The 14,383-nt window shown below is 49.2% G+C and carries 15 protein-coding genes; 5 read left to right on the top strand and 10 right to left on the bottom strand.

Features of this window, described 5'->3' with window-relative positions:
- Positions 1–113 precede the first annotated feature (113 nt).
- Positions 114–1,469 (bottom strand): DEAD/DEAH box helicase, encoded by a 1,356-nt coding sequence (locus tag G364_RS0105375; RefSeq protein ID WP_019934133.1) that lies wholly within the window; start codon positions 1,467–1,469, stop codon positions 114–116.
- Between the two features lie 144 nt (positions 1,470–1,613).
- On the opposite strand from G364_RS0105375, the gene G364_RS0105370 reads away from it, so the two are divergent.
- The 3 genes from G364_RS0105370 (at position 1,614) to G364_RS0105360 (ending at position 4,283) form a co-directional block, all read left to right on the top strand.
- Entirely contained in the window at positions 1,614–3,608 is a 1,995-nt protein-coding gene (locus tag G364_RS0105370; RefSeq protein ID WP_211212429.1) for an acetoacetate--CoA ligase, read from the top strand.
- Between the two features lie 172 nt (positions 3,609–3,780).
- On the top strand, positions 3,781–3,939 hold the full coding sequence (locus G364_RS17010; RefSeq protein WP_019934131.1) for a YqaE/Pmp3 family membrane protein: 159 nt from the start codon (positions 3,781–3,783) through the stop codon (positions 3,937–3,939).
- Complete coding sequence (locus G364_RS0105360; RefSeq protein WP_019934130.1) at positions 3,939–4,283, top strand: DUF4112 domain-containing protein; 345 nt, start codon at positions 3,939–3,941, stop codon at positions 4,281–4,283. The genes G364_RS17010 and G364_RS0105360 overlap by 1 nt, the downstream gene beginning before the upstream one ends.
- Positions 4,284–4,440: 157 nt before the next feature.
- On the opposite strand, the gene G364_RS0105355 is transcribed toward G364_RS0105360, so the two are convergent.
- From G364_RS0105355 to G364_RS0105320, 9 genes are all read right to left on the bottom strand, one after another.
- Positions 4,441–4,764: a hypothetical protein gene (locus G364_RS0105355; RefSeq protein ID WP_019934129.1), complete on the bottom strand. Its 324-nt coding sequence runs from the start codon at positions 4,762–4,764 to the stop codon at positions 4,441–4,443.
- 212 nt (positions 4,765–4,976) lie between these two features.
- Positions 4,977–5,630 (bottom strand): uracil-DNA glycosylase family protein, encoded by a 654-nt coding sequence (locus tag G364_RS0105350; protein WP_026344714.1) that lies wholly within the window; start codon positions 5,628–5,630, stop codon positions 4,977–4,979.
- Positions 5,631–5,803: 173 nt separating this feature from the next.
- On the bottom strand, positions 5,804–6,037 hold the full coding sequence (locus G364_RS17175; RefSeq protein ID WP_156816448.1) for a hypothetical protein: 234 nt from the start codon (positions 6,035–6,037) through the stop codon (positions 5,804–5,806).
- Entirely contained in the window at positions 6,034–6,387 is a 354-nt protein-coding gene (locus tag G364_RS0105345; RefSeq protein ID WP_019934127.1) for a DOPA 4,5-dioxygenase family protein, read from the bottom strand. The genes G364_RS17175 and G364_RS0105345 overlap by 4 nt, the downstream gene beginning before the upstream one ends.
- A gap of 270 nt (positions 6,388–6,657) precedes the next feature.
- Positions 6,658–7,692 carry a GmrSD restriction endonuclease domain-containing protein gene (locus G364_RS0105340; protein WP_019934126.1) on the bottom strand — a complete coding sequence of 345 codons (1,035 nt, stop codon included), beginning with the start codon at positions 7,690–7,692 and terminating at the stop codon, positions 6,658–6,660.
- Positions 7,689–8,729 carry a hypothetical protein gene (locus G364_RS0105335; RefSeq protein WP_026344713.1) on the bottom strand — a complete coding sequence of 347 codons (1,041 nt, stop codon included), beginning with the start codon at positions 8,727–8,729 and terminating at the stop codon, positions 7,689–7,691. Before G364_RS0105335 ends, G364_RS0105340 begins: the two co-directional genes overlap by 4 nt.
- A 699-nt stretch (positions 8,730–9,428) precedes the next feature.
- Positions 9,429–10,073, bottom strand: coding sequence for an AAA family ATPase (locus tag G364_RS0105325; protein WP_019934123.1), 645 nt, complete (start codon positions 10,071–10,073; stop codon positions 9,429–9,431).
- Positions 10,074–10,154: 81 nt separating this feature from the next.
- The gene (locus G364_RS17170) at positions 10,155–10,490 is read right to left on the bottom strand and encodes a hypothetical protein (RefSeq protein WP_156816447.1); all 336 of its coding nucleotides are present in this window, start codon (positions 10,488–10,490) and stop codon (positions 10,155–10,157) included.
- A 372-nt stretch (positions 10,491–10,862) separates the two neighbouring features.
- Positions 10,863–12,242 carry a DEAD/DEAH box helicase gene (locus G364_RS0105320; protein WP_019934122.1) on the bottom strand — a complete coding sequence of 460 codons (1,380 nt, stop codon included), beginning with the start codon at positions 12,240–12,242 and terminating at the stop codon, positions 10,863–10,865.
- A 266-nt stretch (positions 12,243–12,508) separates the two neighbouring features.
- Here G364_RS0105320 and G364_RS0105315 point away from each other — a divergent pair, with 266 nt between their 5' ends.
- Complete coding sequence (locus G364_RS0105315; protein WP_019934121.1) at positions 12,509–13,126, top strand: ankyrin repeat domain-containing protein; 618 nt, start codon at positions 12,509–12,511, stop codon at positions 13,124–13,126.
- A 30-nt stretch (positions 13,127–13,156) separates the two neighbouring features.
- The gene (locus G364_RS0105310; protein WP_019934120.1) at positions 13,157–14,347 is read left to right on the top strand and encodes a cyanate transporter; all 1,191 of its coding nucleotides are present in this window, start codon (positions 13,157–13,159) and stop codon (positions 14,345–14,347) included.
- The last annotated feature ends 36 nt before the right edge of the window (positions 14,348–14,383 follow it).

Here is a 14,383-nt window from a genome sequence, read left to right as displayed (position 1 = left end):
GCTTGAAGTTACGCGATTAAGAAAACTAATAACGCTGTTTTTAACATTTATTTAATAAATAAAAAAGGGCCGGCACTTGTTAACGTACCGGCCCGTTTAGCTGTTAGCCTGAGTTATTCCTGTTCAGGTTTTGCTTTCTTGCGCTTGAGCGGTGCTGTGCCATCAGCAGATCCCAGGCCTTCGCCACCAATAAAGCCGGCCGGGCGCTTGGGGGTAGCCGGCTTGGCCGGTCCTTTACCTTTTTTACCTTTATAGGGAGCCGGCGTTTTATTGCCGGGCTTGCTCTGTGCCTTGCGTACCGGCCGCAGCCCCTTGAACTTGCCTTGCAGGCCTTCAATGTAGCTGAAGCTGATATTCCGCTGCAAAAAGGCTTCTACCCGTTTAAAGGCGTCCCAGTCGCGGGGGCCCACCAGCGAGATGGCAACGCCGCTGGCACCGGCCCGGCCGGTGCGGCCGATGCGGTGCACATATTCTTCCGGCTGCTTGGGCATATCGAAGTTAATCACCAGCGACACCTGCAGCAAGTCCAGTCCGCGAGAGGCCACGTCTGTGGTGATCAGCAGCTTGTACTGGCCCTTGGCAAAGGCATCCATAATGCGGTTGCGCTCGGCCTGGCTCATGTCACCGTGCAGCGCTGCCGTGGCCAGCTCCTGTTGTTGCAGGCGTTCGGCCAGACGCTCGGTATCGGCCCGGGTGGCGGTAAAGATAATGGCCTGCTGATACGTTTCGTTGGCCAGCAGGTGATCCAGCAGTGCCTGCTTGTGATCAAGATGATCGCCCAGCATAAAACGCTGCTCTATGTCTTTGTGTTCGGCATGAGCCTCACCAATGGCCACCCGTTTGGGCGCGTTCAGCAGCTTGGCAGCCATGGCGTTGGTCTCGGCATGGTCCAGGGTGGCGGAAAACATCAGGGTCTGGCGGCGGCGGTGATCCGCGGCCTGATGAATACGCTCCAGTTCAGGCGCAAAGCCCAGATCCAGCATGCGGTCGGCTTCGTCCAGGATCAGCAGCTCCAGGCCGTTCAGCATCAGCGAGCGGGCGTTCAGATGATTGGCCAGCCGCCCCGGGGTGGCCACAATCACATCGGGCTGGCGGCGCAGTGCCTTGAGCTGATCATTGAAGTTTTCACCGCCCAGCAGCAGGGCAATATTGAAATGGCTGCCGCACAGGGAGCGCAGCTGCACATATACCTGACGGGCCAGCTCCCGGGTGGGTGCCAGAATAAGTGCGCGCGGATCGCGCTTGCTCAGAGCCCGGCTTTTCATCAGCCGCTGCAGTGCCGGCAGCAAATAGGCCAGGGTTTTGCCCGAGCCGGTTTTGGAAGAGGCCAGCAGATCAAATCCGGCCATTACCACCGGCATGGCCTCTTGCTGAATGTCGGTGGGGTGTTCCAGCCCCTGATGGTCCAGTGCCCGGATCAGTCGAATATCCAGTCCAAAATCACGAAAAGTGTCGTTATGTTGCGCCAAGTAGCTGCTCCGCAAAGTTCGGGAAAAGTTCGGAAAAAGAAGTGTCCGGCAGGCGGCCGGCATGATTGCCGCATATTGTATAAGAAAGCGGAGCGCTTGTATTGTTGATGCGCCCACACAGCCAGCGCATACACTGAAAGGAGTATGCTGACTGAGCAGGAGTCGTTAATGGAGCAGAACCAGATATTATGGACACCGCCGGCATCGCTGCTGCAGCACAGCCAGATAGCCAAATACATGCGCTGGCTGAGCGGCCGGGGGCTGGGCAAATTTACTGACTATCAGGCCCTGCATGCCTGGTCGGTGCGCGAGCCCGAGGCCTTCTGGCAGTCGGTGTGGGACTTTTGCGGCCTGCGTTATGATCAGCCGCCCGAGCGGGTGCTGGGCCGGCGCAGCATGCCCGGGGCCGAATGGTTTGCGGGCATGCGCATGAACTTTGCCGGCAATCTGCTGCGCCATGGTACGGGGGCGCTGGCTAATGAAGAGGCCGTGGTATGCCACCGCGAACACGGCCCGCCGCAGCGTTATCGCTTTGCCGATTTGCGCCGTGACACGGGCGCACTGGAAGCCTGGCTGCGGGTCCGGGGCGTAAAGCCCGGCGACAGAGTGGCCGGCGTGGTCACTCACGGTTACGAGGCACTGGTGGCCATGCTGGCAGCTACCAGCATGGGAGCAATATGGAGCTCGGCCTCGCCGGACTTTGGTGCCGATGCCATTATCGACCGCTTTGGTCAGATAGAGCCGGCGGTGCTGCTGCTGGTAAACGGCTATCACTACAACGGCAAGCAGTATGACCGGCGGGACGAATTTGCCCGTGTGGTGCAGGGGCTGCCCAGTGTAAAGGCGGTGCTTGGCATTAACAGCCTGCCGAACACCGGCAGCCTGAATGTGCCCAACCTGGCCGACTGGTCTGTGGCGCTGGCCGAAGGGCAGGGCAGTGAGCCTTCTTTCACGCCGCTGCCGGCGGATCATCCTGTTTATATTCTTTATTCCTCGGGCACCACCGGCAAACCCAAATGCATAGTGCACGGCGCGGCGGGCATGCTGGTAAACCACGCCAAGGAGCTGGTACTGCACGGCGACATGAGTGCCGGCGACCGGCTGATGTATTACACCACCTGCGGCTGGATGATGTGGAACTGGCAGGCCTCGGCGCTGCTGGCCGGGGTCACGCTTGTTACCGTGGACGGAGCCGCCGCCCACCCGGACATGAACCGGCTGTGGGCGCTGGCAGAGCAGGAGCGGGTCACTCACTTCGGCACCAGTGCGCGCTTTCTGGCGGAATGCCGCAAGGCGCAGCTGCAACCCGGTGAGCGTTTTGATTTAACGGCAATGCGAGTGTTGTTTTCCACCGGCTCGCCGCTGCTGCCGGAAGACTACGACTGGGTGTACAGCACACTGCCCGGTCAGGTGCTGCTGGGCTCCATTGCCGGCGGCACCGATATTTGCGGCTGCTTTGTGGGCTGCTGCCCTCTGTTGCCGTTGCGCCGGGGAGAAATTCAGTGCCGCTTTCTGGGAGTAGATGTGGTGGCCATGAATGAGCAGGGCGAGGTGACCGACGGCCGGGGCGAGCTGGTATGCCGCCAGCCGCTGCCCTGCATGCCGGTAGGCTTCTGGCAGGATAACAACAACGAGCGCTACCGCGCCGCCTATTTTGACACCTTTCCCGGAGTATGGGCACACGGTGACTTTGTGGCCTTTACCGAAGAGGGCGGGGCTGTGATTTATGGCCGCTCCGATGCCACCCTGAACCCGGGCGGCGTGCGCATCGGCACCGCCGAAATTTACCGTCAGACAGAGCTGGATGCCAATATAAAAGACAGCCTGGTGGCGGGCCGGCAGATAAACGGTGACGTGGAAGTGGTGCTGCTGGTGGTAGCGGATCACAGGCTCTCGGAAGAAGAATGCAAACTGCTGCGCCAGCGCATTCGCACCGGTGCCAGCCCCAGGCATATGCCCCGCCACATAGTGCAGGTGCCGGACATTCCTTACACCCGCAGCGGCAAAAAAGTAGAGCTGGCAGTGGCCCGCATGCTCAACGGCGGCAGCAGCAGCGACAACCGCGACGCCCTGGCCAACCCGGGTGCCCTGGATGCCATTCGCCAATGCCTGCAACAGGCCGGCCTGCTGGCCGGTTAGGCGCACGTCTTCAGGGAGTGAAAAGCGAAGCATAAGGTTGGAACGAATCCCAACATAGCGGCTGCGACACCAGATGTCCGTATGAAACCGTTTTACAGGGCAAACAGCGGGTGTGCAGTTGCTTAATGGCTGCCATAGGGCTTAACTTGAAACGCTGACCAAAGGAGGCCACATGGATCTTATTCGAATTCTTATTGCCATTTTGCTGCCGCCACTGGGCGTGTTTCTGCAGGTGGGGCTGGGCAAGCACTTCTGGATCAACATTTTGCTGACCCTGCTCGGCTACATTCCCGGCATAGTGCATGCGGTGTGGGTCATTGCCAAAAAGTAATGGACGGAAACAGACAGAAAACCCGCGAAAAGCTGGAGCGTATGGCCTGGCTGCTGGACAGCGCTATCCGCCTGCCCGGCGGCTTTCGTATTGGCCTGGACGGCATTATCGGCCTGGTGCCCGGGGTAGGGGACCTGACCGGTGCGGTTTTCTCCGGTTACATACTGCTGCAGGCTGCCCGCATGAAGCTGCCTTTCACCCTGTTGGCCCGCATGGGCTTCAACATTTTGCTGGAGCTGGTGATCGGCAGCATTCCCATACTGGGCGACCTGTTCGACTTTGCCTTTAAAGCTAACAAGCGTAATGTGCGGCTGATGAATAAGTATTTTGAGTCTGCCGGCTAACGGCAGCCCTCAGCTGGCTCAATAGCTTGCGCACATTACTCTTTTTCTGAATCGTTGTGGGCAGGCTTTGAAAAATGAAAGTAATAGCAGGTCAGAAAACCGCTGATTACTCCAAACCAAGCAGCTTTTCTCAAGCAACCCGTTAACTCAGTTGCTGTTAACGACAGTATTTACAAATGGTTACTGTATCTTCATTATTCTTAGGTTTGAACTCACCACCACAATTTGTGCAATTGCGGGTAACAAGGTAGTTGAGAAGAAGCACAAAGGGTGAAAACACAATAAGTGCAGCCTTAAGTTCAATCTCAAAGGGCGAACCCAGCATAACAAAAGGCGCAAGCACGCCCATGGTTATGTAAAACCGCTTGCGCATCTTGATCTTTTTTTGCACATTCGGTTCGTTGCTGTATCTTAATGCAGCGATCAAAACAAGGGCAAAAGCAGCAATGGCAATCCAGTGCTGAATGTCGAGGTTATCCATTTATATCTATATCTCCGTGCTTTATTGTTTTTTATGAGTTCAGTGTTAATTAATCAAAAAAATAAAGCAACAGGGGAGGGAGGCGTTAGGGCCGTTAGTGGTATTTTTATACCTTGTTGCGACAGGTTGCGTCGCTGGTTTTTTATTCCCGAGAAAAAATAAGAATATAATAAAAAGGCGGCCTAAAGCCGCCTTGGTGCAAGACATTGTTTTTAAAATTTCCCTGAAATCCAGTGTGTTACGTCTTCTTTACCTATTGGAGAGTAACGGCTTAAATGTGGCAGCCCTGCTACATATACAGGCCTGCCATTAATTTTGGTTTTAAACCCTTTTATCATCCAGTTGCCATGGCCGGACGGAGCTACATCTTCTTCTCCACCATAAACAGATTTCAAATATCCGTATGGAGATATTGCCGAGTTGCCAAAGGTGAGTATTATTTTGGGTTGAACTATATCGATAATGGCTTCATGTACAGGCCAGCACGTTTCGGCAAGTGAATAATCAATATCAACAGCGGCTCTGCTCTGAAAAAATATCAGGTTACTTGCACATACATCTTTGGGATTGTATCCCAGACTCTGAATAATCCAGCAAACACGTTTTTGAAGAGGTGACGCCCCTTTTTTTGACTCACCTTTCAGGTTGCTCCAGGACTCATCAATATATGCATTTTTATCATAATCAAGCATACCATCTATATGATGTGAGAGAGGTTTTCCTCCCGCTCCACCTGGATTAAACCCCATCAGATAGATATCGCCTGGCTTCAGCGTTTTATGACTGCTGTACAGAATGCAACCAGGCTGGTTCAGTAAGTCTGAAAGCTGAGTTTTGGCTAATTCAGGAAGTCTGTTTTTACCCATAATGTGCTCGCTATGTTTAAAGTTTTTTGTCTGAGTCATCAAATGGATAGTACATCATCTTAAGCGGCATTTAATAGCTGTTTTTATAAAATAAAACAGTGACTAATCAATTATTTTGTCGGCTATTTTTAAGAAAACTGAACACTCGGATTTGCGGGTTTTAGAAGGCTTTTTTATGCATTATTTTTCTTTTCATCTGTCGGGTGACAAGCGATGGCTCGTTTTGTCCGGCGGCCTCCGGTCAGTTGGTGATATTTTTTACTCAGTCCTTCCTGCGAAGGCGGGAATCCAGTGCTGTTGGCATCAGAGCTAACATACCGCTGCTGGCTGTTGAATAAATAACGGTTTAAACAAAAAACGAGCCAAACGGCCCGTTTTTTAATGATGACGGTGGTAGTTAAAATCATGTCCTGAACATGCGTAAATCCAGTTCAACCGCATCACCCAGCCAGTAGGCATGAGTCGTATGATCCGCCAGATCATCACCGGTATCCGCATGTACCAGCACACTCAGATTGCCACGCTGATGATCCAGCCAGGGAATAAACCGCTCAAAGTCGGCATGAGTGAACTTCACCTGACAACTCCACCTGGTATGCGGCCCCACCGGCTTCTGATGAATGCGCCCTACCTCCAGTGAAAACTCCTTGGCAATGCGCCGGCACAGCACAGTGGCAAACGCCAGTGTGTTGGCATCGAAATAGATGTGGGCATGGTAGGCGTTATGGTTGTTGATTGGACGTTTGGGATGAGTCATTTTGTCTTAATGTTAGCTGAATTGAAAATATATAATTTGTTTATTTTGAGGATGTGGGGTTAATAATTGATTAAGTAAATAATGCTTTTTGGTTTTCTTGAGGAGTCATTTTGAGTTTAAGTAAAGGTAATAAATGCTATTCTGGGTTGTAATATAGAACCTCTCTCCCCTTCTAGGACTGTATATGAAGTTTACATACTACAATTTATGAAATTGGAGCGCTTTATAAAGCATATCGGTAGCGCTCCATTAATTCATGTGGAATACATTTTAACAACAATATGACACTAGTGCCATTCGACGTTTTTTACGTTGACTCTTTCCTTTTGTTGCATTCATCATGCTAGATTTGTAGTTAGATAAAGCCTCATCTTTAGAATATTCATAATTCTTATAATTACTATAAAAATCATGGATTTTTTCTTTTATATCTTTAGTTATGTTGTTTTTTACACAGTAGTAAGAGAATGCCCAGACACCATATAAATGACTCACTCCAGATACATTGTATGCGGAAAAATCTAACATTAAGCTTTGAAAGAAACCAGAGACCTTATTGAATTCATCTTCGATGTCACCCCAGCTTATACTTTCTGATCTGGCATATTCTTTATAAAGTCTATCTATTTCAGCTGGAGTTGCTGATAGCTCTTTCCCTTCAATAAGAAGGAATATGAACTCAGATAGTAACTCAATGTCTTCCATTCTGTTTTTATTGGTTATGTCAAGCTCATTTTTCCAAAACGCTGAGTTAGATATTTTGTATGCCAATTTCACAAGCTCTGAATCATAATAACTGGAGTTTCTTAATTCTTGGCCAGTAAGCTTTTCTCCATTTCTGTTAAGTCGATCAAATATCTTCTCAACTGTATTGTCGTCTTTTGTATAAATATACTCAATTGGTAGTGGGTAAGCCCAAAAATCACCAAGAACATCTTCAAATGTTTCATTATTTTCCAAGTCTGAAATTTTTATGCCAGCAAGTTCATCAACATGCAGAGCGTCATTATCATCATCTGCTGTTGAAATCTCGTTGTCAATGAATCTGAATATTGAGGTTAATCGTTGCTTCCCATCAATTACTTCAAATGTTGTTTTACCTTTCTTATCGATTTTTTCTCTTAAGAAAATAGGAGGTATAGGTATATTCTTCAATATGCTATCTATTAACAAAGACTGTTGTTCAGTACTCCATACACTATGTCTTTGATATTTCGGACTCATATTGAATTTATCTAATATTCGCCATTCATTTAATGATGAGATGGTCATTGTGTTTGATTTTCTTTTTAACCTTATGCTCATAAGGATAACTCCTTCAATGCTTCGCTGCTATCAAAGTGGATGTAGTTATTGAAAAGGCTATTAATGACAGATTCAAAGTACTGATCCATTGATGGGTTAATGTTTATCAGATCAATCTCGCTAGATAAAGATACTAATATACTATCTATTTCTGCTCGGTCAACATGCCAATAAGAAATTCCAGATATGATTGTTAGATCGTTTTTTCCTAGCTGTTTAAGTTTTGGTTCATATATTTGACGTACAGTGGCATTCCATCCATCCTTCGTTCGGTTAACATCACCAGCTGGTGGGATTAGAAAAATTATTGGATTGTTAGTGTATAGGTTATCGTATTCTATCTTAATGTCTATTGTAGAACATTCAGCTTTGAGCTCTTGGTAGTTGATATTAAAACTAGACAGAGGTACATCGTTCTTATACTTAAAACTAATCGAACCGTGTGGTTTGAAAATTCTGAATTTGCATTTGTCAGTTCCTGTGCTTATAGATGGAAGGTCAAAGTTAATGGCTAGTTTGCTTAAAACTCTTTCTAACCATATGTCGTAGTTGTATGTGATAACAACTACTTCTTCTATATCATCAGAATTATTAAGTTCCGAAAAGAATTTTGCCCACGACCAATCTGAAATTTCATCTGGTATTTCTTTCTTTTTTCCATTAAAGTAAACAAATAAATACTTAAGGTAGGAAGTCAATTCTTTATAAGCTAACAAGTATTTCTGATCTTTACTTATGTCATTTGAGCCCTTAAGTGCATAAACATTGGCGCTGGTAACGATCTTTTCAATCAGTCCCATTGACTCCGTTTTGTTTAAATATGGTCGAGCTCCCAGATCCCATAGGTGGGGGGTGTACTTTTTGGATAAAAATCCAGGTTGATTATTTGATGGCCATTTTACGAATGCGCCATGTGAAAACAGATTGGATACATCTATATCCTCCCAAATCCCTGACGTTTTTTTTGAAATGAAGTTTATGAAGTCTATTGTAAATCCATTTCCTAAAACTATACATACTTTCTTTTTCTTTGACATGGAAAACCATTGTGGATGTTTATTTTTCGATTTTACTCAGGCATGGTTATGCTGTGTGTTTAATGGTTTATAATAAAATATTTAATGACAATTGGTTTCTTTGTTTTTTTTGAATAAGTTGTTAATGATTATTCTTGACTCTGATGCGTTGCTTTCAGTCTTGACCCCCTGAACTTCACTAATATATTCTTTCGAGTAATAGCTTAATTTGAAATATTCGTAGTGATACTCACCTTTTTCTGATAACGTTTTGTAAAAATAATAGACACGATCCTCCTTCACACGAGTTTCTCGATGGAGGTGCTCTTTTATTTCGTCTAGCTTAGGATGTATGAATCTATAATTTGTCGACTTATAAACTGTGTTACTCCATCGTTCCTTGTAAATGTCTAAATTGCATGTTAAAAATTCAGTGTCATCTAGCTTGATGTCTGAGTTGCATCTTACACAGGAAATAGCTAGATTTTTTATATCGAATGTATACGCTGGGAATTTAGATTTCGGTAGAATATGCTCAATGTGTTTCACTCTTTCATTTTCACTTCTTATGTCTCTCAGACAGTGGCAGCAATAATATTCTTGCTCCTTCTGAATAAGTGATTTAATGTATTTTTTAAACCCTGATGCATGACGTGAAGACCATGAGTTGTAGGAAAGCATGGCTCGTTTTATTTCCAAGTCATAATTGCTGGCCATGTGTTAATATATCTCTCTATTCTGAATCATACTACAAAGATCATTGATGACATTCTTTTGAATATTATCTAAACATAATCTCTTGATGATCTTAAGCTCATCAAGTGCTTGCTGTTGACTGGCGACATTTCTCCTATATCTCTCTAAAATATCAGTCAAGTGCCTTGATAAAAATTCATTCTCAGGAGTTATTATGTCAAAGTAATTCCACAGTAATTCCTCTATGTTGTTTATGTCAACTTCTTTTCTAAATACCTTGAAGTCCCTTATTTCATATGCTGATGAACTCTTATTTATTATGAATGGTGAGTGAGTTGATAAAAAGAAGGAAGCGTCGTAATAACTGAAATTATTTATCAGGTTGTTAATGTACTCTCGTTGCCATTTGGGGTGCAGGCTATTTTCCGGTTCGTCAATTAGTACGATTGAGGCTTTACTTATATGCTGACTGATAAAAGAAAGTGTTGAGATTTGACTGGCTTCACCGGAGCTTATTTCATTAAATAAGATTGTTTCATTACTTTCTTTTTGGAGGTTAAAATTTACATCTTTTACGGTGTTGTTTTTTTTGAGTTCATTGTATTCCTTAAAAAAGTTTTGTATAAGAGGTGTGTGTAACTGATTTGGTATAGTGTTATCCAAAGTCACCCAAAATATTGCATTATTTTTTGTTGCATTGTAGAGTGGGATTAAGTTTTCATCTATATGGTTGGTGTTTATTTTTTTATTTCAGGATATATTAATCCCAACTTTATTTAAGTACCCACAATATTGAAGTGTTCTTGATAGTGGTGCAATACACTCAATATCCATTTTCCTTAATAGTCCACACAATACTTCATTATATGTTGTTGAGCCGTATTTTGCAGATGTATAGTGTAACTTCTTTGATGTGGGCATGAATTTATCATGAAGGCAGTTCGAAATTGCGATTACGTTCGTTCCTTTACTGATGTGAAATTCTGCTATCTGATGGAGTGCTGAGCTTTTTTCATCACCATTCTCACCAATAAATATAGAAATTTTATTTTGGTGGTTAACTGAATCAAGATTTACTTTTTTCATATGAACCTAAATGTAATCTTCTTGTTTTATAAGAAAGTTTCTTTTGTTTGGGGATAGGTTTTACTTTATTTTTATATTCTTTAAGCTACCGCCCTTCGCTGTGCTGAGGCGTAAGCGCATGCCTGAATTCCTTGTTGAAAGGTCATATTTTGTCGTATGAGTCTGAAAATGCAATCTGAAAAGTGCGTTTTGCGAGGCTAGTGTGTGAGTTTGGTGGGTTTGTGGGCGGTTTTTGTTGATGGGCGGTGGTTAGGGCTGGGTGGTTTGGGGGGGTCTACACTGGGTTCCCGCCTTCGTGGGAATGACAAGGAAGGAGTGGGAATGACACCGAAAACAAAAAGCCGGCCATGGTGGCCGGCTTCGAAATGCACGTTACCGCGAGAACCGCTCGGCGCGTTTGCCGCGCAGTTTCTTTTTCTTGGGGCCGGCTTTTTGCTGGCCGGTTTTTTTCAGCAGCACCTGGCTGGGGTTGCGTTTTTTGCTGCTGTCGGTGCGGTTGCTTTTGGGCGTGTTGTGGCCGTCGTTACTGCCTTCCAGCTCTATGGTAGTGGCGGTGCTTTTGTTGGCGCGGCCGGAGAGTACTTTGCGGGAGATCTTTTTCAGCAGCACGTCCCGGTTGGAGACTTCATAGCCGGCTTTGTTAATGCGCTTGATGGGCGCGCCAATGAGTTTTTCAATGCGGGCCAGGGTTTGTTCTTCTTCCCGGCTTACAAAGGAAATGGCTTTGCCCGGTGCGCCGGCACGGCCGGTGCGGCCAATGCGGTGCACATAGTCTTCCGGCAGGTAGGGCAGGTTAAAGTTTACTACCTGCTCCAGGCCTTGAATGTCCAGGCCGCGGGCGGCCACTTCGGTGGCAATCAGCACCTGCAGCTTGCCGGATTTAAAGTCGGCAATGGCGCGGCGGCGGCTGCCCTGACTTTTGTCGCCATGGCATACGGCGGCTTCCACCTTGCGTTTTTTCAGGCCGGCCTGCAAGCGGTCGGCCTGCTCCCGGGTACTGGTAAACACCAGCACCTGAAACCAGTTCTGTTCATCCAGCAGCTGTTCAAACAGCTCAATTTTGCGGTTTTCTTCCACCGGATACACCGCATGGCGCACGGTATCGGCGGTGCTGTTTACCCGGGTTACGCGAATTTGCTGGTGGTTGTGCAGCACCTTGTGGGCCAGCTCGTTCACTGCCGGTGAGGTAGTGGCGGAAAACAGCAGTGTCTGGCGCTTGGGTGCGGTCAGCTGCATCAGCTTGAGCACATCGGTAATAAAGCCCATGTCGAGCATGCGGTCGGCTTCGTCCAGCACCACAAACTCCACGTCGGTCAGGGCCACGTTCCCAAGAGTAATGTGCTCCATCAGCCGGCCGGGGGTGGAGATCACCACATCGGTGCCGGCGCGCAGCTTGTTGGCCTGGCCGCCCATTTTTACGCCGCCATACAGCGCAGTCACGCTGATGGGCAGATATTTGGCATAGGCGGTAATGTTGTCTGCCAGCTGCTCGGCCAGCTCCCGGGTGGGAGTGAGGATCAGCGCGCGGGGGCGGCGCTCCACTGTGGCCCTGGGGTTGTCTGTCATGCGCTGCAGCACGGGCAGGGCAAAAGCGGCGGTTTTGCCGGTGCCGGTTTGCGCGGTTACCTGCAAATCCTTGCCGCGGCGGGCGGGCACAATGGCCTGCATTTGTACCGGGGTCATTTCGCTGTAGCCACACTCTGCGAGTGCCTGTTGCAGCTCGGGGGCCAGATCCAGAGATGAAAATTGCATATGAGTTCCTCTGTAGTGTTGCTACAGTCAAAAAATCGAGGCTGGAATATACCGTATTTTGCGCCAGTAGGCAGCCGCCGCGTGTGCCTGAAGACGGACTGATTATTTGCTCGGTCAATAAAAGTCATTTGAATATTTAATTTTTCAATGGCCCGGTGGGCTTTTACCATGCAATGTGGGCGTCTTGTTTAATGCAGATAGCTAAGGAGTTGCTGGTGATAGTGTCACGTTTATCAATCTATCTGGTTTTGTCGGGAGCGTTGCTGATGTCTGTGGTTACCATGGCCGGTGAGCCGGCACAACAACTGAGAGCGGCGGCCATTGCCGGTGACACTGCCGCTATTGTTGAGCTGTTGAACAATGGCGCAAAGATCGAAAGCCGGGATGATAAGGGGCGCACCGCGCTGATGCTGGCAACCCGGCATAACCGGGTGAATGCCGCCCGGGTGCTGATTGAAGCCGGTGCCGATGTGAACGCCAAAGATGATATTAACGACAGCCCTTACCTTTATGCCGGTGCCCGGGGGCATAACGAGATCCTGGCACTTACTCTGGCTCACGGGGCCGATCTGGCCAGCACCAACCGCTACGGCGGTACTGCGCTTATTCCTGCTGCGGAACGGGGCCATGTGGATACGGTGAGCATGCTGATCGCCGCCGGCGTGAACGTAAACCACATTAACCGGCTGCACTGGACCGCCTTAATGGAAGCCATAGTGCTGGGGCAGGGTGGCCCGGCGCATACACAAATTGTGGCATTGCTGCTGGAGGCGGGGGCTGATCCCAACATTGCCGATGCCGATGGCATTACTCCGCTGCAGCACGCCCGCCAGCGGGGCTACACCACAATGGTGCAGCTGCTGGAACAGGCCGGCGGCCGCTGATATCAACATTTGTTTTTAACCGGAATCAAGATGACTGCTCAATCCCGTGCTTTGGTTACCGAACAGGGGGCCATGCTGCTGCTGGTGGTACTGGTGGGTCTGAATTTACGGCCCTTTATTACCGGGCCTGGCCCGGTAATGGAAATGATCCGCACCAGCACCGGCCTCAGCTATGTCGGGGTTTCTCTCATTACCCTGCTGCCGTTTCTGCTGATGGGAGTGGGGGCGTTTATTTCTCCGCAGTTACAGGCCCGCTGGGGCACTCGTCGTGGTCTGCTCACTGCCCTGGTGCTGCTGATGCTGGGTTCGGCCTTGCGTGGCATTGCCGACAATGGCCTGGTGCTGCTGTTTACTGCCTTGCTTTGTGGCATGGGCGTGGCTTTTGTGCAGTCGGTGTTTCCCGGCATTATTAAACAGCAGTTTGCCGGACGCATGGCCATGGTCACCGGCCTTTATTCAGCCATGATTATGGGCGGCGGTGCCATTGGCGCTCAGCTTACTCCCTGGCTGGCCGGCACTGAAAACCACTGGCAGCAGGCGCTGGCCTGGCTGGCCGTACCGGTGGCGCTGGCCTGGCTGTGTGCCCGCTATGTGCTGGCAGAGCAGAAAGGAAACCGGCCTGCGCCGGGGCTGGCGAAGCAGCTGCTGGCGCGGCCCCGCACCTGGCAACTGATGCTGTGTTTTGGTTTTGTGAACGCGGGTTATTCCACCATGGTGACCTGGCTTGCGCCTTACTACCAGCAGCTGGGCTGGAGTGCAACCAGCAGCGCCGGTCTGGTGTCAGTGATGGCGGTGGCTCAGGCCGTGTCGGCGGTGGGCATTACCCTGCTGGCCCGGGGGCAGGACCGTCGCCCCTGGCTGTGGCTTACCCTGCTGCTGCAACTCACCGGCTTTGCCGGTTTGCTGCTGCTGCCCGAGCTGGCCCCCTGGCTGTGGGTAGCGGTATGTGGCATGGGGCTGGGCGGCAATTTTTCCATGTCATTGGTTACGGCACTGGATCATCTGCCGGTGCCCCAGCAGGCAGGCGTGCTGACTGCACTGATGCAGGGCGGCGGTTTTTTGCTGGCGGCGCTGGGGCCGCTGGCGGTATCGCTGTTGCTGGAAAGCACCGGCACTTTTGCCGCCGGCTGGCTTATGCATCTGGGGCTGGTGAGCGTGGTGCTGCTCACCACGCTGCGCTTTAATCCACGCTACTACGCCCGGGCCATGGCCAGCGCCTGAAACCGGCGCTGTGGTTACCATATTCATGGCAGATAT

It is taken from the genome of Oceanimonas smirnovii ATCC BAA-899 (assembly GCF_000381965.1).
GTDB lineage: Bacteria > Pseudomonadota > Gammaproteobacteria > Enterobacterales > Aeromonadaceae > Oceanimonas > Oceanimonas smirnovii.
This window is presented reverse-complemented; position numbering and strand designations above follow the sequence as displayed.